Source organism: Paraburkholderia sp. J11-2 (assembly GCF_905220185.1).
Lineage (GTDB): Bacteria > Pseudomonadota > Gammaproteobacteria > Burkholderiales > Burkholderiaceae > Paraburkholderia.
The window spans coordinates 1-19,368 of record NZ_CAJMYY010000005.1; the positions used below are offsets into that span (position 1 = coordinate 1).

Annotated in this window: 18 protein-coding genes and 1 pseudogene; 9 read left to right on the forward strand and 10 right to left on the reverse strand. The window is 63.8% G+C overall.

Going from position 1 to position 19,368, the window contains the following annotated elements:
* From U5A57_RS08485 to U5A57_RS08495, 3 genes and pseudogenes are all read left to right on the forward strand, one after another.
* A pseudogene (locus U5A57_RS08485) lies at window positions 1-709 on the forward strand (hypothetical protein); the annotation flags it as partial.
* Between the two features lie 10 nt (window positions 710-719).
* Entirely contained in the window at window positions 720-1,187 is a 468-nt protein-coding gene (locus U5A57_RS08490; protein WP_321909869.1) for an Imm50 family immunity protein, read from the forward strand.
* Window positions 1,184-1,579: a hypothetical protein gene (locus U5A57_RS08495; RefSeq protein ID WP_321909871.1), complete on the forward strand. Its 396-nt coding sequence runs from the start codon at window positions 1,184-1,186 to the stop codon at window positions 1,577-1,579. The genes U5A57_RS08490 and U5A57_RS08495 overlap by 4 nt, the downstream gene beginning before the upstream one ends.
* Window positions 1,580-1,921: 342 nt before the next feature.
* Here the strand turns inward: U5A57_RS08495 and U5A57_RS08500 are convergent, their stop codons facing one another.
* Together U5A57_RS08500 and U5A57_RS08505 are read right to left on the reverse strand one after the other, a co-directional pair.
* The gene (locus tag U5A57_RS08500) at window positions 1,922-2,884 is read right to left on the reverse strand and encodes a LysR substrate-binding domain-containing protein (RefSeq protein WP_321909873.1); all 963 of its coding nucleotides are present in this window, start codon (window positions 2,882-2,884) and stop codon (window positions 1,922-1,924) included.
* A 5-nt stretch (window positions 2,885-2,889) separates the two neighbouring features.
* Window positions 2,890-3,969: a tartrate dehydrogenase gene (locus U5A57_RS08505; RefSeq protein ID WP_321909875.1), complete on the reverse strand. Its 1,080-nt coding sequence runs from the start codon at window positions 3,967-3,969 to the stop codon at window positions 2,890-2,892.
* A gap of 247 nt (window positions 3,970-4,216) precedes the next feature.
* Between U5A57_RS08505 and U5A57_RS08510 the strand changes: the two genes are divergently transcribed.
* On the forward strand, window positions 4,217-4,714 hold the full coding sequence (locus U5A57_RS08510; RefSeq protein ID WP_415765383.1) for a GAF domain-containing protein: 498 nt from the start codon (window positions 4,217-4,219) through the stop codon (window positions 4,712-4,714).
* Between the two features lie 158 nt (window positions 4,715-4,872).
* Here U5A57_RS08510 and U5A57_RS08515 read toward each other — a convergent pair whose 3' ends face one another.
* Window positions 4,873-6,585, reverse strand: coding sequence for a tetratricopeptide repeat protein (locus U5A57_RS08515; protein WP_321909877.1), 1,713 nt, complete (start codon window positions 6,583-6,585; stop codon window positions 4,873-4,875).
* Between the two features lie 74 nt (window positions 6,586-6,659).
* Between U5A57_RS08515 and U5A57_RS08520 the strand changes: the two genes are divergently transcribed.
* Complete coding sequence (locus tag U5A57_RS08520; protein ID WP_321909879.1) at window positions 6,660-6,911, forward strand: hypothetical protein; 252 nt, start codon at window positions 6,660-6,662, stop codon at window positions 6,909-6,911.
* 25 nt (window positions 6,912-6,936) lie between these two features.
* On the opposite strand, the gene U5A57_RS08525 is transcribed toward U5A57_RS08520, so the two are convergent.
* On the reverse strand, window positions 6,937-7,848 hold the full coding sequence (locus U5A57_RS08525; RefSeq protein WP_321909881.1) for a LysR family transcriptional regulator: 912 nt from the start codon (window positions 7,846-7,848) through the stop codon (window positions 6,937-6,939).
* Between the two features lie 130 nt (window positions 7,849-7,978).
* Here U5A57_RS08525 and U5A57_RS08530 point away from each other — a divergent pair, with 130 nt between their 5' ends.
* Complete coding sequence (locus tag U5A57_RS08530) at window positions 7,979-8,869, forward strand: aldo/keto reductase family oxidoreductase (protein ID WP_321909883.1); 891 nt, start codon at window positions 7,979-7,981, stop codon at window positions 8,867-8,869.
* 11 nt (window positions 8,870-8,880) lie between these two features.
* Here U5A57_RS08530 and U5A57_RS08535 read toward each other — a convergent pair whose 3' ends face one another.
* Window positions 8,881-9,786 (reverse strand): LysR family transcriptional regulator, encoded by a 906-nt coding sequence (locus U5A57_RS08535; RefSeq protein WP_321909885.1) that lies wholly within the window; start codon window positions 9,784-9,786, stop codon window positions 8,881-8,883.
* A 95-nt stretch (window positions 9,787-9,881) separates the two neighbouring features.
* Between U5A57_RS08535 and U5A57_RS08540 the strand changes: the two genes are divergently transcribed.
* The gene (locus U5A57_RS08540; RefSeq protein ID WP_415774592.1) at window positions 9,882-11,153 is read left to right on the forward strand and encodes an MFS transporter; all 1,272 of its coding nucleotides are present in this window, start codon (window positions 9,882-9,884) and stop codon (window positions 11,151-11,153) included.
* Between the two features lie 117 nt (window positions 11,154-11,270).
* Here U5A57_RS08540 and U5A57_RS08545 read toward each other — a convergent pair whose 3' ends face one another.
* Window positions 11,271-11,495, reverse strand: a complete 225-nt coding sequence (locus tag U5A57_RS08545) for a hypothetical protein (RefSeq protein WP_321909886.1) — start codon at window positions 11,493-11,495, stop codon at window positions 11,271-11,273.
* A gap of 407 nt (window positions 11,496-11,902) precedes the next feature.
* Here U5A57_RS08545 and U5A57_RS08550 point away from each other — a divergent pair, with 407 nt between their 5' ends.
* Entirely contained in the window at window positions 11,903-12,538 is a 636-nt protein-coding gene (locus tag U5A57_RS08550; protein WP_321909888.1) for a LysE family translocator, read from the forward strand.
* Between the two features lie 279 nt (window positions 12,539-12,817).
* Here U5A57_RS08550 and U5A57_RS08555 read toward each other — a convergent pair whose 3' ends face one another.
* From U5A57_RS08555 to U5A57_RS08565, 3 genes are all read right to left on the reverse strand, one after another.
* Entirely contained in the window at window positions 12,818-13,624 is an 807-nt protein-coding gene (locus U5A57_RS08555; RefSeq protein WP_321909890.1) for a sulfite exporter TauE/SafE family protein, read from the reverse strand.
* 80 nt (window positions 13,625-13,704) lie between these two features.
* Complete coding sequence (locus U5A57_RS08560; RefSeq protein WP_321909891.1) at window positions 13,705-15,372, reverse strand: TIGR01244 family sulfur transferase; 1,668 nt, start codon at window positions 15,370-15,372, stop codon at window positions 13,705-13,707.
* Window positions 15,373-15,410: 38 nt separating this feature from the next.
* Window positions 15,411-16,295 (reverse strand): MBL fold metallo-hydrolase, encoded by an 885-nt coding sequence (locus U5A57_RS08565; protein ID WP_321909893.1) that lies wholly within the window; start codon window positions 16,293-16,295, stop codon window positions 15,411-15,413.
* Between the two features lie 252 nt (window positions 16,296-16,547).
* On the opposite strand from U5A57_RS08565, the gene U5A57_RS08570 reads away from it, so the two are divergent.
* Window positions 16,548-17,936 (forward strand): sigma-54 interaction domain-containing protein, encoded by a 1,389-nt coding sequence (locus U5A57_RS08570; protein WP_415765462.1) that lies wholly within the window; start codon window positions 16,548-16,550, stop codon window positions 17,934-17,936.
* A gap of 165 nt (window positions 17,937-18,101) precedes the next feature.
* Here the strand turns inward: U5A57_RS08570 and U5A57_RS08575 are convergent, their stop codons facing one another.
* A complete protein-coding gene (locus tag U5A57_RS08575) occupies window positions 18,102-19,280 on the reverse strand; it encodes a porin (RefSeq protein ID WP_321909898.1) in 1,179 nt (392 codons plus the stop codon).
* Between the last annotated feature and the right edge of the window lie 88 nt (window positions 19,281-19,368).

Sequence of the window (19,368 nt, forward strand, 5' to 3'; positions counted from 1 at the left end):
TCCACAGACCAACGACGATGTCCGGCGCGTTTTGTGCGATGTGGTGCGCAGTGGTCGCCTTGTGCCGTATATGGACAGGGAGTGGACGCAGCGCCCGCGCGTGTTCCGGCTCACGCCAGCACCGCAGTTCTGGCAGTCAGCCAGTGCATCAGGCGGGGGAAACGCGAACCGTCCATTGACATGGGATCAGTGGGTCTCGTTCAAGGCCGCACAGGAGGGAAAAACGGCTGGCGCAGGGTCGGTCCTGTCTACGGCATTCGATGCGCCCTCGCAGGTAGCCAAAGCCGCTCGCGGCTTAACACAGGCTGTGAGTAGTGCCGCGAGTACCAGCGGAGAAGGTGGAGGCGCAGGACTCTTGGGGTTCGTTAAGACGGCGGCAGGCGCATTGGCCAGCGGCGACGATGTTTCGGACAGCGGCACCACCGAATGTGAGTCGACGTCGCTCAGCGACTCTCAGCCATTCGACTATCAACCAGATAGCTCAAGTGATGACACTCAGCAGTTCGCGGCGCGTGGCGTCCGCTTGACGGGCAACGAGCCCGGTGGCTATCGCACGAATCCTAACGGCGTGGATGTGGACTACTTCGATTCGAATGGCAACCTCTGTGCTCAATATCACGCGAGCCACGGCGAACCACATGGTCATAATTTCTCCGATGGGAAGCGGGACAACGCTCACCTCCCGATGTCTCCAATTAACTGCGAATGAAGAGAAGGCGATGAATAAACCGGAACAGACTTGGGGCTGGGAATTGGCAACCCGAAGCGACATGCTAAAGCGTGTACTGGGAACGTATACGTCGTTTCATGATTCGGCCGTTCGCTCTTTTTGCATGATTCGTCGGCGAGAAACGCGCGAAGGTGCTGACGGGCTTCCAATGCCCGGTACGCGAACGCGCGACCTGGTAGATGTGCAACTGGAAGTGCTTCACGACCGCTATGGACCGCCTCCTGCAGGGCGAACGCGCGACTACGTCGTTTTCCTTGACTGTCTTGACGTGCGAACCGCAGAGATTGACATAAACGCAATGCTTGAGGAAGCCACCATAATGGAAATGTCGCTTACCAAAGCCGAAGGCGGATTGCTCAAGCTAGACCTGGTGCCGAACGTCGGGTTAGACATTCGACTCACCTGTGCGCAAGTCGTCGTCCGCGACCTGCAGCCCTATGTCCGCCCATCCTCATGAACGGCAGCGACATGACAGACACCATACTGACGGCATGGAACCATTTCCACGATTGGTATTTGAGGGGCGTCTCAGCAGATATGAATGCCGGAATTGTGGAACTGACGTTGATGTTCGATGACAGAAAAACACGCGCCCGTGTGCTTTTCAAAGGCGTATCCCGGTGTCTTATGAACGATTTTCTGATTCAGAACATCATCTACAATGCAAAGATACTGACAGACTACAGTGTCGAAGAATACGCGCGAGCACTCGGCATGCTCGAAAAGTCATACTTCGGCAAAGAAAATCACAACCCAAAGCCAATAGCAATGTTCACCGCAACGCTAGGCGCTGAAATACTTGTCGAATTCGATACTTTCGATGTAATGCCTGACTCCACCGTCGGATGATTGACGAATGCAGCATACGGCATATCTAGATCATCATGAGCGCGATATGGGGAAACGCACAGCGGCATACTGATGGCACGAGATCGGACGAGAAAATTTGAAATCTTCACGCTCGACGTCTCGTAAATTGAGCGACTCAAACAAACTACCGTCGTATCGGATTGGACGTTATATAAAATTGACCCAGAAATTGGAGAATAGGCGGCAAACACAGCCACGAATGGCCTATGGGGATTGTGGATTCAACCGGTCGATATGCAGAGCCTATCCATGATTGAACATTTCGCCTGCTACTATGACCCGGACACCAGGAGCCTGGTGCCCAACACGCTCTAACACTCGCTAGCCCCCGCTCTCATCCTCGCTCGCAGGCACGGAAATGCCGATGCGCGCGAACGTTTCCTCCAGATGATTCACGCACACGCGCACTTTCGCAGACTGCGCGAGCCGCGCCGGGTACACGGCCCAGACGTTGGCCGGCTGCGTGACGCCGGGCAGCACGCGCTGCAAGCGCCCGCTTTCCAGCAATGGCGCGACATCCCACATCGAGCGCAGCACGATGCCGCGTCCCGCCAGCGCCCACTGCACGGCCACCTCGCCGTGATTGGTGGAGAGCGGCCCGGCCACCTTCACCGAAACCGTTTCGCCATGCACGTTCAAGCGCCATACGCCGAACGGATGATCGCGTTCCTTGATCGCGAGACACGCATGCTCTGCAAGATCGGCGACTTCCCGGGGCGCGCCGCGCCGCGCGAGATACGCGGGCGCCGCGCATAGCACGCGATAGTTCGTGGCAAGACGCCGCGCGATCAGATGGCCGGCGATCTCGTCGCCGATACGCACGTCGAGGTCGAAGCCCTCGCCCGCCACGTCGACGAGCCGGTCGAACAGTTCGAGCCGCACGCTCAGTTGCGCATACCGCTCGGAAAGACTCGCGAGCGCAGGCGCGACGAAATTGCGGCCAAAGCCGAAGCTGCTCGACACGCGCAATGTGCCGCGCGGAATGCGCCGCGCGGTGGAGACGTCGTCCACGAGCCGCTCGACGTCGTCGAGGATCTTGCCGGCCGATGCATACACGCGCTCGCCCGCCTCGGTCATCGCGACGCGCCGCGTCGAGCGGTGCAACAAACGCGTGCCGAGACGCGCCTCGAGCACGCCCACGCGCTTGCTCACATAAGCCGGCGACGCCGAAAGCGCTTCGGCCGCCGCACTGAAACTCGCCTTGCGCGCGACCATGCAGAACACGCGCAAGTCGTCGAGTTCGGGCGACGCTACGGACTTCGGCGCTTTCGGTGCGTCCGGCATGTGCGTCACAGCGCGGCGGCTACCGCTTCGCCCAGCACAGTCGTGTTCGCCGTGCCACCCATGTCGGGCGTGCGCGGGCCTTCCACCAGCACCTTCTCGATCGCCTGCATGATCGCGTCGTGCGCGGCCTTGTATTGCGCGTCGCCGTTGCCGAGGAAGTCGAGCATCATCGCGCCCGACCAGATCATCGCGATGGGGTTCGCGATCTTCTTGCCGAAGATGTCGGGAGCGGAACCGTGCACCGGCTCGAACAGCGAGGGAAACTTGCGCTCGGGGTTCAGGTTCGCCGATGCCGCCAGACCGATCGTGCCCGTGCATGCCGGGCCGAGGTCCGAAAGAATGTCGCCGAAGAGGTTCGATGCGACAACCACGTCGAAGCGATCCGGCTGCAGTACAAAACGCGCGCACAGAATATCGATGTGCTGCTTGTCCCACTTCACGTCGGGATACGTCTGCGCCATGGCCGCCACGCGCTCGTCCCAGTAGGGCATGCTGATCGAGATGCCGTTGGACTTCGTGGCCGCCGTGAGCTGCTTGCGCTTGCGCTGGTTCGCAAGCTCGAACGCGTACTTGAGAATGCGGTCCACGCCGTGGCGCGTGAACACCGACTCCTGCAACACGAACTCACGCTCGGTGCCTTCGAACATCCTGCCGCCCACCGAGCTGTACTCGCCCTCGGTGTTCTCGCGCACCACGAGAAAATCGATGTCGCCAGGCTTGCGGTTGGCGAGCGGACACGGCACGCCCGGCAACAGACGCACCGGGCGCAGGTTCACGTACTGGTCGAACTCACGGCGGAACTTCAGCAGCGAGCCCCACAGCGAAATGTGATCGGGCACCTTGTCGGGCCAGCCGACCGCGCCGAAATAGATCGCATCGAAGCCCTTGAGCGTGGCGAACCAGTCGTCGGGCATCATCTTGCCGTGCTGCAGATAGTAGTCGCAGCTTGCCCAGTCGAAATGCGTGAATTCGAGCTTCAGGCCGAACTTCGCGGCCGCCGCCTCGACAACGCGCACGCCCTCGGGCATCACTTCCTGGCCAATGCCGTCACCGGCAATGGCGGCGATTTTGAATGTCTTGCTCATGCTGCGTTCTCCGTTTCTGTCTGTCGCGATGCGCCAGCATGCCTGAAAAACGGCGCGCGACCAGCCCCGCAGGCGTGGATAGATTCAACACGAAACGTGAATAATCGCACGAGTGCGCGCCACGGTCCATGCACGAGCCTGAATTCAGCGTCCGGCGATTTCCTGCCGATGCCCGATCTCGCCTACACTCTCGTTTGGCTCCACCGCGCCTTTCGCTGGACCGGCGCATATCCTGATCGACCGACTTATGTTCTCGCTTTCCGACACCCTTCCCTCCGACAAACCCGCCCTCTACGAATCGCTCGCTGCGCAGGCGCGCTCGCTGATCGAAGGCGAAACCGACGTCATTGCGAACGCGGCAAACTTCGCTTCGCTCGTGTTTCATTCGCTCGAAGGGCTGAATTGGGCGGGCTTCTATTCGTTCGACGGCACCGAGCTCGTGGTCGGTCCGTTCCAGGGCAAGCCGGCGTGCGTGCGCATTCCCATCGGCAAGGGCGTGTGCGGCACCGCAGCGGCCACGCGGCAAACCCAGGTGGTGCCCGACGTGCACGCGTTCGCGGGACATATTGCGTGCGATTCGGCTTCGCAGTCGGAAATCGTCGTGCCCCTCGTCACGCCGGACGGCGAGCTGATCGGCGTCTGGGACGTGGACAGCCCGCATCTCGCGCGCTTCGACGAAGAGGACGCGAAAGGCATGGAGTTGCTGTGCCGCACGTTCGTCGAGTACGGCATGAAGCGCGCTTAAACGCGCTCAAACACCACGCTCAAGCGCGTTGCGCGAGGTCTGCGGCAACGCGCCGTGGTGGTGCCAGTGCAGCAATGCCAGCACACCGAGAAAGGTCCAGGAGCCGCTAAGAGGTTGCCAGCCAGCGGCGCGACAGCCCACGCCAGAACCTGGCCAACCTATGCTTGCGCGTGCTGCTCCGCCAGCGCGGCGAGCGCTTTTTCCACACGCTGCAGGACATCGCCCCAGGCGCCGTTCTCGCCCTGGCGATAAATCCGCGCCGTTGGATACCACGGCGAATCTTCCCGGTCTCCGAGCCAGCGCCAGCACGCCGCATAGCGCGACAGCACCCACACCGGCTTGCCGAGCGCTCCGGCCAGGTGCGCCATCGAGGTGTCCACGGTAATCACGAGATCGAGATTCGCGACGATCGCGGCGGTATCGGCGAAATCGCGCACGCCGTCCATCGGGTCGAACGGACGCAAGTCAGTGGGAATCCCGGCGAGTTGTGGCCGCGTCGTCGCGCCGAGTTGCAGGCTCACGAACGTCACGCCCGGCGTGCCCAGCAGCGGCATGAACGCGCGCGCGTCGAGCGAGCGGCGCTGGTCGATGGCGTTTGAACTCGCCTCGCCCTCGCGCGGATTGCCGGCCCACACGAGCCCGACCTTCAGGGCGCCCGCGGGCAGCCGGGCGCGCCACGCCTGCGCCTGCGGCGCGTGCGCATGCAGATACGGCACGCGCGCCGGAATCGACGCGACCGCGGTGCCAAAGCGCAGCGGCAGGCTCATCGTCAGGCACCAGAAGTCGTGGCGCTCGATACGCCCCTGGCCGTTCAACGGGATCACGCGGTCGGCGCCCGCGAGCGTTTCGAACAACCGCGTGAGCGCCGGCGCGCAGGCAATGCTCACGTGCGCCGCGCCCAGGGCCTTGAGCATCGGCACATAGCGGCAGAATTGCAGGCAGTCGCCGAGCCCCTGTTCGGGCCACACGAGAATCGACTTGCCCGCGAGCGGTTCGCCTTGCCACTGCGGATACGGCACGGGCGGCCGGCCGACGCCGCCCTCGCCGATCGACGGATCGTGGCGCGCTTCGTACAACGGCCACGCCGCCTCGTACGCGCCCAGACGCAGCAGCGGCAACGCCAGGTTCACGCGCGCCGCCGCGTAGTCGGGACGCAGCGCGAGTGCGCGCTGATACGGCTCGATCGACGCCTCGACCTGGCCGAGTTGCCAGAGCGCGTTACCCAGGTTGTTGTGGACTTCGGCATGGCTGTCGTCAAGCGCGAGCGCCCGGCGGCATGCGGCCTCCGAGTCGGGCAGGCGGTTCATCTCCTTGTACAGCAGGCCCAGATTGTTCCATGCCGCGACGTGATCCGGATGCTGCCCGAGCACCGCAAGATACGCGGCTTCGGCTTGCTTGAGGCGGCCCAGACGCCACATCAGCACGCCCTGATTGAGCAGCGCCGCGGCATGATGCGGATCGATCTCCAGCGCGCGTGAAAGCTCGGCTTCGGCTTCATCGGCGCGGGCGTCGTTCATCAGCGCGAGGGCGAGGTTGGCGCGCGCGGGCAGGTCGCCGGGGCGGATCGACAGTACGCGCCGGTACGCGTGGCAGGCGGCCGCGAAATGTCCGCGACGGTACAACCACGCGCCGAGTGCGACGTACGCGTCGGCCTGCGCCTCGGGCGTGGCAAACGGTGGCGACGCGCGGTGCCGGGCGTCGCCGGCGAGCGTGCGGGCTGCCAGCTCCAGGGCCCTTGCGTCGGCGGGCTCGGCGTCCAGCACGCGTTCGAGCGCGCCGAGCGCGCTCTCGTGCCGGCCCGCCGTGTGCGCCGACAAGGCGTCATGCCAGGCGGCGTCTGCGGACGGTGTGCGAGCTAGGGACAGGTTCATCGGCGATCTCATGAAAGGCAAAGCGCTTGCGGCGCGACATCGCTCAATCTATGGACGTCTCATCGTCATGAACATTGGCAAAGTCCGAAAATGCGATTTCGGGCCCAATCGCGCCCTTATACTGGCTGCGCGCCGCGCCACCGTTGCGCGCGGCGCCCTGTCCGATCCTGGCCGAGCGTCCCGTGCAGCCGCATGTGATCTTGCGCGTCGCCACGCTCGATGACGACCCCGGTGCACGCCCCGAGTTCGATATCTGGACCTCGCGCGACGTGCCCTGGCTCACCGATGACGGCGAAACGCCGCATCATCCCGAGTGGGCCACGTGAGCGACGTGAGCGCCTCGGCACATGCTCAGGAGGCCGAATCGTCTTGCGCGTGCGCCTTAACGAAGTCGACGAACGCGCGCAACGGCGCCGGCAGGTGCCGCCTTCCCGGATAGTAGAGAAAGGGCCCTGGAAACGAGACGTCCCAGTCGTCGAGCAAGCGCACGAGCGCGCCGCTTCGGATATGCGGCAGCAGCATCTCCTCGAACAGATACACCACGCCGACGCCGTCGAGCGCCATGTTGATCAGCAAGTCGAGCGCGGCGCCGGGACGCACGACGAGCGGCGTGGGCGGGTCGAGGCGCAACACTTCGCCATTGCGCTCGAAATGCCAGAGCGGCAGCGCGCCGCCCGCGAACTGCACGCGCAGGCAGGCGTGCCCGAGCAGCTCGCGCGGATGTTCGGGCTGCCCGCGCGCCGCGAGATACGCGGGCGAAGCGGCCGTCGCGAAGCGCTCCACGCGTGGGCCGATGGGAATCGCGATCATGTCCTGCTCGAGCCGCTCGTCATAGCGGATACCGGCGTCGCAGCCGATCTGCAGCACGTCGACGAAGCCGTCCTCCACCACCACTTCCACGCGGATCTCGGGATACGCGCGATGAAACGGCGCGAGCACGCCGGGCAAGATGGTCCGCGCCGCGCTTGCGGGCACGTTCAGCTTGAGCGTGCCCGCGGGCTTTTCGCGGTAGCCGTTGAGCACGTCGAGCGCCGCTTCCATCTCGCTGAAGAGCGGCGTGATCGATTCGAGCAGCCGCTGGCCCGCCTCGGTCGGCGCGACGCTACGCGTGGTGCGGTTCAAAAGGCGCAGTCCGAGCTTCGCCTCCAGCCTGCGCACTGCGGCGCTCAGGCTCGACGCCGAGACGCCGCCCACGCGCGCGGCATCGCGAAAGCCACCCGCGCGCGCCACTGAAACGAAAGCGGCCAGATCGTTCATTTCCATCGGCATCGTTCACCTCGCACTGCTCGAACGCACTGTTCGAAATTATGTACAGCCTGTTCTGATCAGACGGGATTATCGGACAATTCGAGCGCGCCCATACTGCGGGCATTCGTCAACCGAGGAGTGCGCAATGCCGAACCGCAAACCCGCAAGCACGTATGAACTGGCCGGCCGTCAGGTGAACCGCATGGGCTATGGCGCCATGCAACTGGCCGGGCCCGGCGTGTTCGGGCCCCCGAAGGACCGGGCGCAGGCCGTCGCGGTGCTGCGCGAGGCGCTGGCGCTGGGCGTCGATCACATCGACACGAGCGACTTCTACGGCCCGCACGTGACGAACCAGATCATCCGTGAAGCGCTGCACCCTTATGCGCAAAACCTCACGATCGTCACCAAGGTGGGCGCCGTGCGCGACGACAAGGGTGCCTGGCTACCGGCTCTCGAGCCCGCCGACATCGAGCGCGCCGTGCACGACAACTTGCGCAATCTGGGCCTCGAAGCACTCGACGTGGTCAACCTGCGCATCATGGGCGATGTTCACAAGCCCTCCGAAGGGCCCGTGGAAAAGCAGGTCGAAACGCTTGCCCGGTTGCGCGAGCGCGGCCTCGTGCGCAACGTGGGCATGTCCAACGCCACCGCTGCGCAGATCGCGGCGGCGCAACGGCTCGCGCCCATTGTGTGCGTGCAGAACCACTACAACCTCGTGCACCGCGACGACGACGCGCTGATCGACGCACTGGCCGCGCAGGGCATTGCCTACGTGCCGTTCTTTCCGCTCGGCGGCTTTACGCCGATCCAGTCGTCGGCGCTTGCGTCGATCGCCGCTCGCCTCGACGTCACGCCGATGGCGCTCGCGCTCGCGTGGCTCCTGCGGCGCTCGCCCAATATTCTGCTGATTCCGGGCACGTCCACGCTTTCGCATCTGCGTGAAAACGTGGCGGCGGCGCAGATCGATCTGGACGACGAAGTGCTCACGGAACTCGACGCGATCGGCAGCAGCGGCGGCGCAGCCGCGCACGCCTGAGCGCCAGGCCGTCACGCCATGTCGGCCGTCTCCAGCTTGTTTGCCAGCGCTTCGCGAATGAGCGCGACCGGCCGCACGAGGCGCCCCGGCAGCGCCCCGTGCACGAGCCACACGTTCAGGCCCGAGCGGAAGTCGGTCGCGTCGATGACCTGCAGCTGGTCGCGCAGCGGACTGCGCGCGAGCGCCTGCGGCGCGGCGAGCCCGACGCCCATACCGCGTGCGACCAGCGAAAGCTGCAGCTCCGAGCCGAACGCCTCGACCGCCACGTTGAACGGCAAACCCGCCATGCCCATGGCGCGGCTCAGCGCCGAGCGCATCCCGCAGCCGTCCTGGTTCAGCACCCACGGGTGATGCGCGAGCGCGGCGAGCGTGGTGGGCTCGTCGGGCAAGCCGAACGAGCGCGCCGCGACGACGAGGGTCGGCGTATAGCCAAGCTGGGTCGCGACGACACTCTCCGGCGGCGCAACGGCGGCGGGCAGCAGGATGACCGCCGCATCGAGCCGTGCGCGCTCGACTTCGTCGAGCAGCCCCGGCGACCAGCCCGCCCTCACCCGCAGCGTCAGCTTCGGAAACTCGCCACGCAATTGATCAACGGGCTGCTCGAGCGCCAGCTCCGAGAGAAACGGCGGCACACCGAGCTTGAGCTCGCCAGTGGGTTCGGTCTCCGGCGAAGCGACCGACATCAGGTCGTCGACCGCTCTCAGGACCGAGCGCGCGAGGCTGTACACCTCGTTGCCAGCAGCCGTGGGTTTGAGGGGCTTGCTCTGGCGGTCGAGCAACTCGACGCCGAGCGTCGTCTCCAGGTTCTGCACGCGGCGCGTAAGGCCCGGCTGCGTGAGGAAGAGCCGCTCCGAAGCCCGCACGAGCGAGCCGCTTTCGACCACCGCCACGAAGGCTTCCAGATCTCGCGTGTTCACAACGACTCCGCATAAAGATTATCGCGATAATTCAATTGTCGCATAACGTGAGGCTCCCTACGATACCTGGACCTGCCACGTTGCGGAGCCAATCGATGGAGCACCCCGCTGAAACCTGTACGCGCGTGATGGCGCGCGAAGCCACCCCCGCGAGTCACGCCACGCTCACGCTGCCGATGACACTGTTCTTCGCCGCCGCTGTCGGCGTGATCGTCGTCAATCTCTCGGCGGCTCAGCCGCTCGCCGGGCTCGTGAGCCATTCGCTGCATCTGCGCCCGGCGTTCGTCGGCGCGGTCGCCATGCTGCCGCAGCTTGGCTACGCCGCCGGCCTGCTGCTGCTCGTGCCGCTTTGTGATCTGCTCGAAAACCGGCGCCTGATTTTCCGCACACTGCTTGCCTGCTCCGCCTTTCTCGCCCTCGCGGCGCTGGCGCGCTCGGGCCCACTCTTTCTCGCCGCTGCGTTCCTCGCGGGAGCGACCTCCAGCGTGATCCAGATGCTCGTACCGATGGCCGCCTCGATGGCGCCCGAAAGTCATCGCGGGCAGGCGGTAGGCAATGTGATGAGCGGCCTGATGCTGGGCATTCTGCTGTCGCGGCCGCTTGCCAGCCTGATAGCGGGAACGTTGGGCTGGCGTGCGTTCTACGGGATCGAAGCGGCAGCGGATGGCGTGCTCGCCGTGGTTCTCTTCCTGCGCACGCCTCGCCGCATGCCGGCCGTGACCGCACGCTACGTCGATCTGCTCTATTCGCTCTGGACGTTGCTGCGCACCGAACGCGTTCTGCGGCGCAGCGCTTTCCTCGCGTCGCTCGCGTTGGGGGCGTTCTCGGCGTTCTGGACCGCCGTTGCGCTGCTGCTGTCGCAGCCGCCGTTTTCGCTGGGCATGAACGGCATTGCCGCATTTGCGCTGGCCGGCGCGAGCGGCGCGATCGTCACACCGCTCGCGGGCCGGCTGGGCGACCGTGGCGCGGGGCGCGCGGTCCAATTCGCGGCGCACGCGACGATGCTCGGCGCGGTCGTGCTGCTGGGTGTGGCGGGCGCGGGCTGGGGTGGCTTTTCGCCCGCCGCGCACCCCGTGCTGGCGCTGGGTCTGCTCGTTGCGGGCGCAGCCTCGCTCGATGCGGGCGTGATCGCCGACCAGACACTAGGGCGGCGCGCCATCAACCTCCTAAACCCCGTCGCGCGCGGGCGGCTCAACGCGATTTTCGTGGGAATGTTCTTTATCGGCGGCGCGGGCGGCGCGCTCATGGCCGGCGCGGCGTGGGCCTCGGCGCGCTGGAGCGGCGTGTGTTTCGTCGCACTCGGCTTCACGGTAGCGGTTATCGCGCTCGGCTTCGTTTATCGTGCATCGCCGGCCTCTACCCGCTAGCGCGCCCCCGGCGCGCCAATGAAAAAGCCGCGGCTCTTCAGCCGCGGCTTTCCTGTATCTGAATTGCCACTCGCGTAGCCACTCCCCGGTCGATCCGTCACGCGCGCGGCAAAGCGCTCACGCCTGCTGATCCGACCCGTCCGCGGACTGCGCGGTGTTGTCGTCGGCAGGCTTTTCCTCTTCCTTCTTTTCGACTAGCTGCTCGACTTCCTTGGCGCCCTCGAAACCGGCAACCGCCGCTGCCGCCTTGGTCAGAAAGCCCGCATTTGGATCGAGCTTCTCGGCGCCTTCCACTGCGGCCACCGCACCGGCAATTTCTCCGACCTTGTCCAGAATGCCCATATCACCCCTCCAGTTGAAACCCGCTCCGGGCTGACGAGGCGATGTCTCGCCTCCCGTGCGCCGCACCTTCCATCCAGCGAGCGCGCCGCTTCATTGTGTGCCTGGTGAATGGCCGCATCAATCACTAACTCATTAATCTGACAATGATTAACGATTCCATATACGAACGTATATTGCGACGAGTCAATAGTTTGACTATAGTGAAATTGTCTCCTCCATGTCTCCTCCTGATATGGATTCAGCCCGCAATCGCTGCGGGCTTTTCTTTTTCCCGCGTTGCACTTTGGCCCGCGCTTTGGTCCGCTGCTCGCCTTGCTCCAGCCTGGGGGCCGCAACCAGGCACGCGGCGTCCGCTGGCATAATTCACCCTTCGCCGTTTTCCAGCCCTCTTACACTTCGCCGCTGCAATGAATCTGCATACCTGGTGGCTGTTCCTCGTCACCGTCTTCGTCGTCTGCGCCATTCCTGGTCCCAACATGTTGCTCATCATGTCGCACGGCGCGCAGTACGGATTGCGCCGCACGAGCGCAACCATGGCCGGCTGCCTTTCCGCACTGGTCCTGATGCTGGCCGTCTCCGCAGCCGGACTCGGCGTGTTCCTGCAGGCGTGGCCGACCATGTTCAACGCGCTTCGATTCATCGGCGCCGCGTACCTCGTTTATCTGGGCATCAAGGCTTGGGGCGCGCCCGTGCCCGAGGCCGCCGCCGACATTGCCGAGCGTGTGGCCGCGCGCCCCGTGCGCTCGCCGCTTGCGCTCTACCGCAACGGCTTTTTCGTCGGCGGCAGCAACCCGAAGGCGATCCTTTTCGCGGCGGCGCTCCTGCCGCAGTTCATCGACGCGACCCGCCCCGTGCTGCCGCAGTTCGGCGTGCTCGTTGCGACTTTCGCCGTGTGCGAAGTGAGCTGGTATCTCGTTTATGCGGGTTTCGGCACGCGCATCGGCGCGACGCTCAAAAGCCGGCGCGTGGCGAAAGCCTTCAATCGTGTGACGGGCGGGGTGTTCGTTGGCTTCGGCGCGATGATGGCCTTGCTTCGCCAATAGGCCGGTCAGGCGGCGCGGCGTCTAGTGGTGCGGGAACCATAAAACTTTAACTTTGGACTTTAATGGTTCCCTTTTGCGGCCCGAGCGCAACCTTCGTTGGTCGCAACAGTCTCGCCACGCACGGGATTTGACGCAAACACAGCAAAACTGAGGCGGACGAGGTGATGCGCCGATGCAACCATGTGCGCATCACGGCTTGTCGCGGACGACTCCCGGTTGACTGGGTCGAGCAACGGAATTCCGCGTCGCAGCCCACACCGACCTGAGCAGCCCGGTTGCTCATGGGTTAATCCAGGCTTTCATCATCATCCCCAGTGAAACGCAGACCAGCACGCCGGCAAAGCCGATCTGCACATGCCGCGCGGCCAGATAACGCGATGCGCCGCGCCCCACGATCATCCCGAGCGCCGTCGTGACGCTGAACAGCAGCGTGAGCATAAGCGGCGGCGACACGCCGGCTCGTATCGTCGACACAACGCCGCCGCTGCCGACCATGGCGATGACCATCAGCGACGTGGCAACGATGCCGTGCATCGACACATTCGTGAACTTTCGCAACATCGGCACGATGACGAAACCGCCACCCACCCCCAGTAGACCCGTCATCAAGCCTGTCAGTGCACCCGTTCCCGCGAGCGCGGCGCCGGTTGTCCAGTTCCACAGGAGGCGCCCCGTGCGTGGGTCCACCTGGCCGATTCTGGACGGCGGCATCGCCTGCTCCGTTGGCCTGCGGCGTAACGCCTGAGTGAGCAGGCGAATCGCAACGAGCAGCATCACGCCCGCAAAGAGTTCGATCAGCAATTGTTGCGGCAGCTTGTGCGCGAGGTTGGCGCCAAGCGTGGTCAACGGCACGCCGGCGAACGTCATCAGCAGTGCCGCACGATAGCGCACGAGACCGCGCCGGAAAGCCTCGACGGCGCCAATCGCCGCACTTCCAGCAACCGCGATCAGTGCGACCGGCGATGCTTGCTGCATCGGCCAGCCCATTCCCACTACCAGTGCGGGAACCGCGAGAATACCGCCGCCTGCACCGGTCAGGCCAAGTACAGCGCCGACGAGGGCGCCAAGTATCAGTGAAGTGAGCATGAGTGCTTGAAAAGAGGATTAGGTCGCAACACCGGCCGCAGCCGGCGTTATTCGGCACGCTCGGGATGCTTGCTCAGTACTCAGCCGACTATTTCCGGCCTGGCCAGCCACTCACGGCCCTTGAGCATGGCGCGCCAGTAGAGCGGAGGCAACACGCGCTCCTTCAGCAGCCACGCCAGTCGTGACGGGCGCTTTCCATCGATCAGCCAGGCCGGGAACGACGGTGCAAGCTTGCCGCCGTACACAAACTCCGCGAGCACGATCTTGCCGCGCGCGACCGTGAGCGGGCACGAGCCGTAGCCGTCATAAGCGGCTTGCCCCTGTGCCTTGCCGAGACTCGCGAGCACGTTGTGGGCGACGACGGGGGCCTGCTTGCGCGCAGCCGCTGCTGTTTTTGCATTGGGTGCATTGGTCACATCGCCTAGCGCGAAGACGTCGGCGAACTTCTTGTGGCGCAGCGTGTTCTGATCGACGTCGACCCAGCCGGCTTGATCCGCCAGCGGGCTCACGCGAATGAAATCGGGCGCCTTCTGCGGAGGAACGACGTGGATCATGTCGAAGTCATGGGTGACCGCTTCGACCGTGCCGTCCTGCAACGCACGGCGGAAGGTGGCACGCTTGCGCGGACCATCTATCTCGATGAGGTTGTAACCGAAGTTGAGATCGATGCCGTATCGCTCGACGTACTCCATCAAGGCCGGCACGTAGTCGGCGACGCCGAACAGAACGGCGCCCGCATTGAACATCTGAACCTCGATCTCTTGCAGCCGGCCTGAGCGCTGCCAGTAATCCGACGACAGGTACATCGCCTTTTGCGGTGCGCCCGCGCACTTGATCGGCATCGGCGGCTGCGTGAAGATGGCACGGCCGCGCTTCATCTCGCGCACGAGTTGCCACGTATAAGGTGCGAGGTCGTAGCGATAGTTGGACGTCACGCCGTTGCGCCCAAGCGTTTCCGGAAGACCGGGAATCGCGCCCCAATCAAGCTTGAGCCCAGGGCACACGACCAGTTTTCGATACCGCACCACGCGGCATCCTTCAAGAATCACAGCGTGATTGTCGGGTTCGAATGCTGCGACGCCTGCCTTGATCCAGTGAACCTTGCCCGGCAGGACGGCCGCCATCTCACGTGTCGTTGCCTGCGGTTTGAATATGCCGCCGCCCACCATCGTCCAGCCGGGCTGGTAGTAATGCGTGCCAGCGGGATCGATGATCGCAATGTCGAGCGATTTGTCGCGCGCAAGGAGGCTGGCGGCGGTGGCGAGGCCTGCGGCACCCGCGCCGACAATGACGATGTCGTGGCTTGCAGTCGCCACTTGCACCGGTACCTTGCCGCCATTGACGATGCGGCGAGTCAGCGCGCCCAGTTCATAACCGGCCGCCTGCGCGGCGCCGAGAATGTCCGGCAGGGGTTTCGACGGTGCCTCCGACAGTCCCCACAGCGTCGCAGCGCGCATCCCCGTGCGGCAATAGGCGAGCACGGGTTTGTCGAGCTTTCGCATGAGGTCGCCGAATTTCACGGAGTCGTCGTCGCTTACCTTGCCCGATTCGACGGGCAGGTAAAAGGCCGCTATCCCGCGTTCGCGCGCAGCTCGCTCGATTTCGACGAAGGTCGGCTGGTCCGCGCCTTCCCCGTCGGGGCGATTGCAAATGATCGCGCGGTACCCCGCCGCGCGAACCGCCGCCAGATCCTTCACCGTAATTTGCGGCGATACGGACAGGTCGTCCGTCAGCCTTCTGAATTCCATGCTTTTCTCCACGAATTCCGATTTCCCGATGCAACGCCTCAAAGGCCGTTCACCGGAATCTTGATATACGAAACGCCGTTTTCCTCGGCCTCGGGCAGCTGTCCGGCGCGCATGTTGACCTGCACCGACGGCAGAATCAGCTGAGGCATGTCGAGCTTCGCGTCGCGCGCCGTGCGCATCGCAACGAAATGCGCTTCGCTCGTACCGTCGCGAACGTGGATGTTGCGCTCGCGCTGCTCGTCGACCGTGCTGACGAATTGCAGTTCGCGCCCGCCTGGCTGATAGTCGTGGCACATATAGAGTTTCGTTTCGCGGGGCAAGCTCAGGACCCGGTTGATCGAGCGAAAGAGCGCCCGCGCATCGCCGCCGGGAAAGTCGCAGCGCGCGGTGCCGTAGTCGGGCATGAACAGCGTGTCGCCCACAAATGCGGCTGTCTCCTGGCCGTCGCCCACCACGTAGGTCATGCAGGCGGGCGTGTGGCCGGGCGTATGCATCGCCCGCGCTTTCAGGCCGCCGATTTCGAACTCATCGCCATCGGCGAGCAGCCGGTCGAACTGCTTGCCGTCGCGTTTGAAATCGAGGCCGGCGTTAAAGAGCTTGCCGAAGACCTCTTGCACACGGATCACTTCGGCGCCAATTGCGATCTCGCCGCCGACCTTTTCCTTCAGATAAGGCGCGGCAGACAGGTGGTCGGCATGCACATGGGTCTCGAGCAGCCATCGTACGTTCAGGCCTAGCTCGCGAACGCGCGCAACAAGCTTGTCTGCGCTTGCCGTGCAGGTGCGCCCGGACTTCGGATCGAAATCCAGCACGCTGTCGATCAATGCGCACTCGCGCGTGTCAGTATCGGTCAGCACATAGCTGACCGTGGACGTCTTCGGGTCGAAGAAGCCCTCGATGGACAATGGGCTCGCAGTCGTCATCGCCGTATCCTCGGTGCAGATCAATGGGAGCCAGCCCTTATACAAGCTCCATGCCATCTGCTCATGTGTGTCGGCGAATTGATCGCAAGTCACTGACGCTAAAGGATATTGATTGATCATCGTCGAGACATCGCGGACGACGATTGGTCTGCTGCATGGCTGCCACTGCCACATTTGGCAGTGATCTGGCAGAGTTGGCAGTGATCGGCTATAGTGAGAACCTCTTCCGAATGCTTTCGCATGAAATCGCACATCCCCATCCTCGGCACAGACTCGTTATCGACGGTCTCGGGCGACGAACCGGCGCCGGACGTGGCCGCGCTCGTCGGATACCTCGAGCACGACCCTCAGCCGATGATCGTGCTGGATCCGCAATACCGGATTCTTGCGGCGAATACGGCCTACCAGCGTCAGTTTGGCGTTGCCGGTGCGCCGCATCTGGGCCACAAGTGCTATCAGATTTCGCACCATTACGACGTTCCCTGTGACCAGGCGGGGGAGCACTGTCCGATGAAGCGCGCGCTGGAGCAGCGCGGCCCGGATCGCGTGCTGCACATTCACCACACGCCGCGTGGCCCCGAGCATGTCGATGTCGAACTGCGTCCGATCTTCGGCGCGCAGCAGGAAGTTATTGCGTACGTCGAGCGGCTCGTGACGGTTCGCAGCGCGTCGGCAAAACCGAGTGCGGACGGGCTCGTCGGACGCTCGGTCGCGTTCAACAACGCGATCGCCGCGCTTCAGCGCGTTGCGCCGTCAAAGCTGCCGGTGCTGCTGCTAGGCGAATCCGGAACAGGCAAAGAGCTCTTTGCCGCGGCACTCCATGAGGCGAGCCCGCGTGCGCAGGGTCCGCTTGTCGTCGTCGATTGCTCAGGCATCGCGGAGTCGCTGTTCGAGAGCGAGTTCTTCGGCTACGAGAAAGGCGCATTTACGGGCGCGATGACGAGAAAGCCCGGGCTGGTCGAGACGGCACAGGGCGGCACGCTGTTTCTGGATGAAATCGGCGATGTGCCGCTCTCGATGCAGGTGAAGCTCTTGCGCCTGATCGAAACGGGCACGTTTCGCCGGGTAGGCAGCACCGAGACCTTGCACTCGGACTTCCGTCTTGTTGCGGCAACCCACAAGCCTTTGCTCGACATGACGCACGATGGGCGATTCCGGCAGGACTTGTACTATCGGATCAGCGCGTTCCCAATCCAGTTGCCCGCATTGCGCGAGCGTCGTGACGACATCGCGCTTCTCGTCGATTCGATTCTCCAGCGCATCGGCAACGCAGGCGATGGCGTCGGCCGCGCACGGGGCCACAAGCTCACGGCCAGTCGCGAGGCCATCGCGACGCTAGAAGCTTACCCATGGCCGGGCAATATTCGTGAAATGCGCAACGTGCTCGAGCGCGCGTGCCTCTTTTCCGATGATGGGGTCATTCGCCCCGAGCATTTGCCGGAAAACATACTGAAAGGCACGATGGAACACGCCGATGCGGTCGAGCGGCGCACGCGAGCACGTTCATCGCCCGCACTGTCCGATGCAGACCTGGTGGACGTTGCAAGAGCGTTCTCCGGCACTCGCAAGGCGCTCGCATTGCATCTAGGGTGGAGCGAGCGGACGCTCTACCGTCGCCTGAAAGCGCTTGGCTTAAATTAGAACGGCCGCTTTTGGACGTGACTGCGACACTCGTGGAAATGGCCTGAGAGGCAGCATCGAAGCGAGAAACCCGCCTCGTCGAAGAAAAAGGGAGCGCGGGCCGACGCTGTTACGCTGGCCCGCGCACCGGACGCGACATCCGCGTCGGCGGGTATGAACGCGTCTTTAGAACATCGTGCGAAGTCCGACCGCTACCCCCAACTGATTGGTCCGGCCAATGGTGTTGGTCGGAACGCCCTCGCCGTTGACACCGCCCGGGTAGTCGGCAGAGAACGCACCTGTGCCACGCGCAAAGTCCGTGATCCCGTAGACTTCCGTGCGCTTCGTGAACGAGTATTCGGCGAGAACGGTAGCCGATTGATTCACACCCCTGCCGAGCGTGCCGTCGAGCAGTTCAGCATTGCGCGTCTGCCCGTAGTAGTAGGCGAACGTGAACAGCAGCGAAGGCATGGCGTGCCAGTTCACACCTGCGTACCAGGTGTCGTCGATACGGTTGGGGCTACCTGGACCGTTCAACGTCGGCGCGCCAGATTGCTGCATGTAGAGGTCAGTCAAACCCGTCCGGTCCTGCCCCCGCAGCCAGCCGGCCAGGAGGCGGATTTCGTGGTTGACCTGAAACGCGCCGCTGACGTGCATGAAGTTGCTCTTGGCGCCATTGATTGAGCTGCCGACACTCGTGCCAACCGAAGAGCCAGTCGCAGATGTCGGAACGGAGACCTGCTGGAAGCCTGCGTTGAGCATGGCAGGGCCGTAGGTATACGTCAGTTCCACGGCATAGGTGGCGCCGAGACCGAGCGCTCCCGGCTGATTGCCAAAGCCGTAAAGGGCATTGATATCCAGGCCCGAAAAGCTGCCCTTGTACTTCACCGAGTTGTTGACTTCGAGATAAGGGCCGATGCCGTTATACATCCAGCTGTTTTGCCAATAGTTGCCAACGGTCAGCGGGTCGAAGATATCGCCCAGGGTGTCGTAGGCCGGCGCATATTGCCTGCCAAAGGTCAGAGAGCCCCACGTTTTGTTCGAAAGGCCCACGAAAGCTTGCCGACTGAACAATGTACCGGGGACGTGTAGTTGCCCATTGAAGGCTTCGAAGCCGTTTTCGAGGCGGAAGATTGCGGACCAGCCATCCCCCAGATCCTCACTGCCCCTTAAGCCCCAGCGGCTGTGGGTTTCCGGGCCGGACGTCATGGCAACCTGGTCGTCGCCACCCGGGCCGGCATTCGTCTGATAACGGATGGCTTCATCGACGATGCCGTACAGCGTGACCGAGCTTTGCGCGAATACCGACGACGCCGCGGCAGCGAAAAGTGCGCCAGCGGTGCCGGAAATAAGTATTTTTTTCATTAGCAGTCCAAAGTAGTTGGTAAGCAAACTGGGAAAATTTTCCCACGCTCGAACAACAAGACCGTGAACGGGAGCGTAGCGTGTCATT

Excerpts from the sequence above, each read along its gene's own strand:
- U5A57_RS08490 (WP_321909869.1), top strand. The coding sequence starts at position 720 with ATGAATAAACCGGAACAGACTTGGGGCTGGGAATTGGCAACCCGAAGC.
- U5A57_RS08495 (WP_321909871.1), top strand. The coding sequence starts at position 1,184 with ATGAACGGCAGCGACATGACAGACACCATACTGACGGCATGGAACCAT.
- U5A57_RS08500 (WP_321909873.1), bottom strand. The coding sequence starts at position 2,884 with ATGCCGGACGCACCGAAAGCGCCGAAGTCCGTAGCGTCGCCCGAACTC.
- U5A57_RS08505 (WP_321909875.1), bottom strand. The coding sequence starts at position 3,969 with ATGAGCAAGACATTCAAAATCGCCGCCATTGCCGGTGACGGCATTGGC.
- U5A57_RS08510 (WP_415765383.1), top strand. The coding sequence starts at position 4,217 with ATGTTCTCGCTTTCCGACACCCTTCCCTCCGACAAACCCGCCCTCTAC.
- U5A57_RS08515 (WP_321909877.1), bottom strand. The coding sequence starts at position 6,585 with ATGAACCTGTCCCTAGCTCGCACACCGTCCGCAGACGCCGCCTGGCAT.
- U5A57_RS08525 (WP_321909881.1), bottom strand. The coding sequence starts at position 7,848 with ATGGAAATGAACGATCTGGCCGCTTTCGTTTCAGTGGCGCGCGCGGGT.
- U5A57_RS08530 (WP_321909883.1), top strand. The coding sequence starts at position 7,979 with ATGCCGAACCGCAAACCCGCAAGCACGTATGAACTGGCCGGCCGTCAG.
- U5A57_RS08540 (WP_415774592.1), top strand. The coding sequence starts at position 9,882 with ATGGAGCACCCCGCTGAAACCTGTACGCGCGTGATGGCGCGCGAAGCC.
- U5A57_RS08545 (WP_321909886.1), bottom strand. The coding sequence starts at position 11,495 with ATGGGCATTCTGGACAAGGTCGGAGAAATTGCCGGTGCGGTGGCCGCA.
- U5A57_RS08550 (WP_321909888.1), top strand. The coding sequence starts at position 11,903 with ATGAATCTGCATACCTGGTGGCTGTTCCTCGTCACCGTCTTCGTCGTC.
- U5A57_RS08555 (WP_321909890.1), bottom strand. The coding sequence starts at position 13,624 with ATGCTCACTTCACTGATACTTGGCGCCCTCGTCGGCGCTGTACTTGGC.
- U5A57_RS08560 (WP_321909891.1), bottom strand. The coding sequence starts at position 15,372 with ATGGAATTCAGAAGGCTGACGGACGACCTGTCCGTATCGCCGCAAATT.
- U5A57_RS08565 (WP_321909893.1), bottom strand. The coding sequence starts at position 16,295 with ATGACGACTGCGAGCCCATTGTCCATCGAGGGCTTCTTCGACCCGAAG.
- U5A57_RS08575 (WP_321909898.1), bottom strand. The coding sequence starts at position 19,280 with ATGAAAAAAATACTTATTTCCGGCACCGCTGGCGCACTTTTCGCTGCC.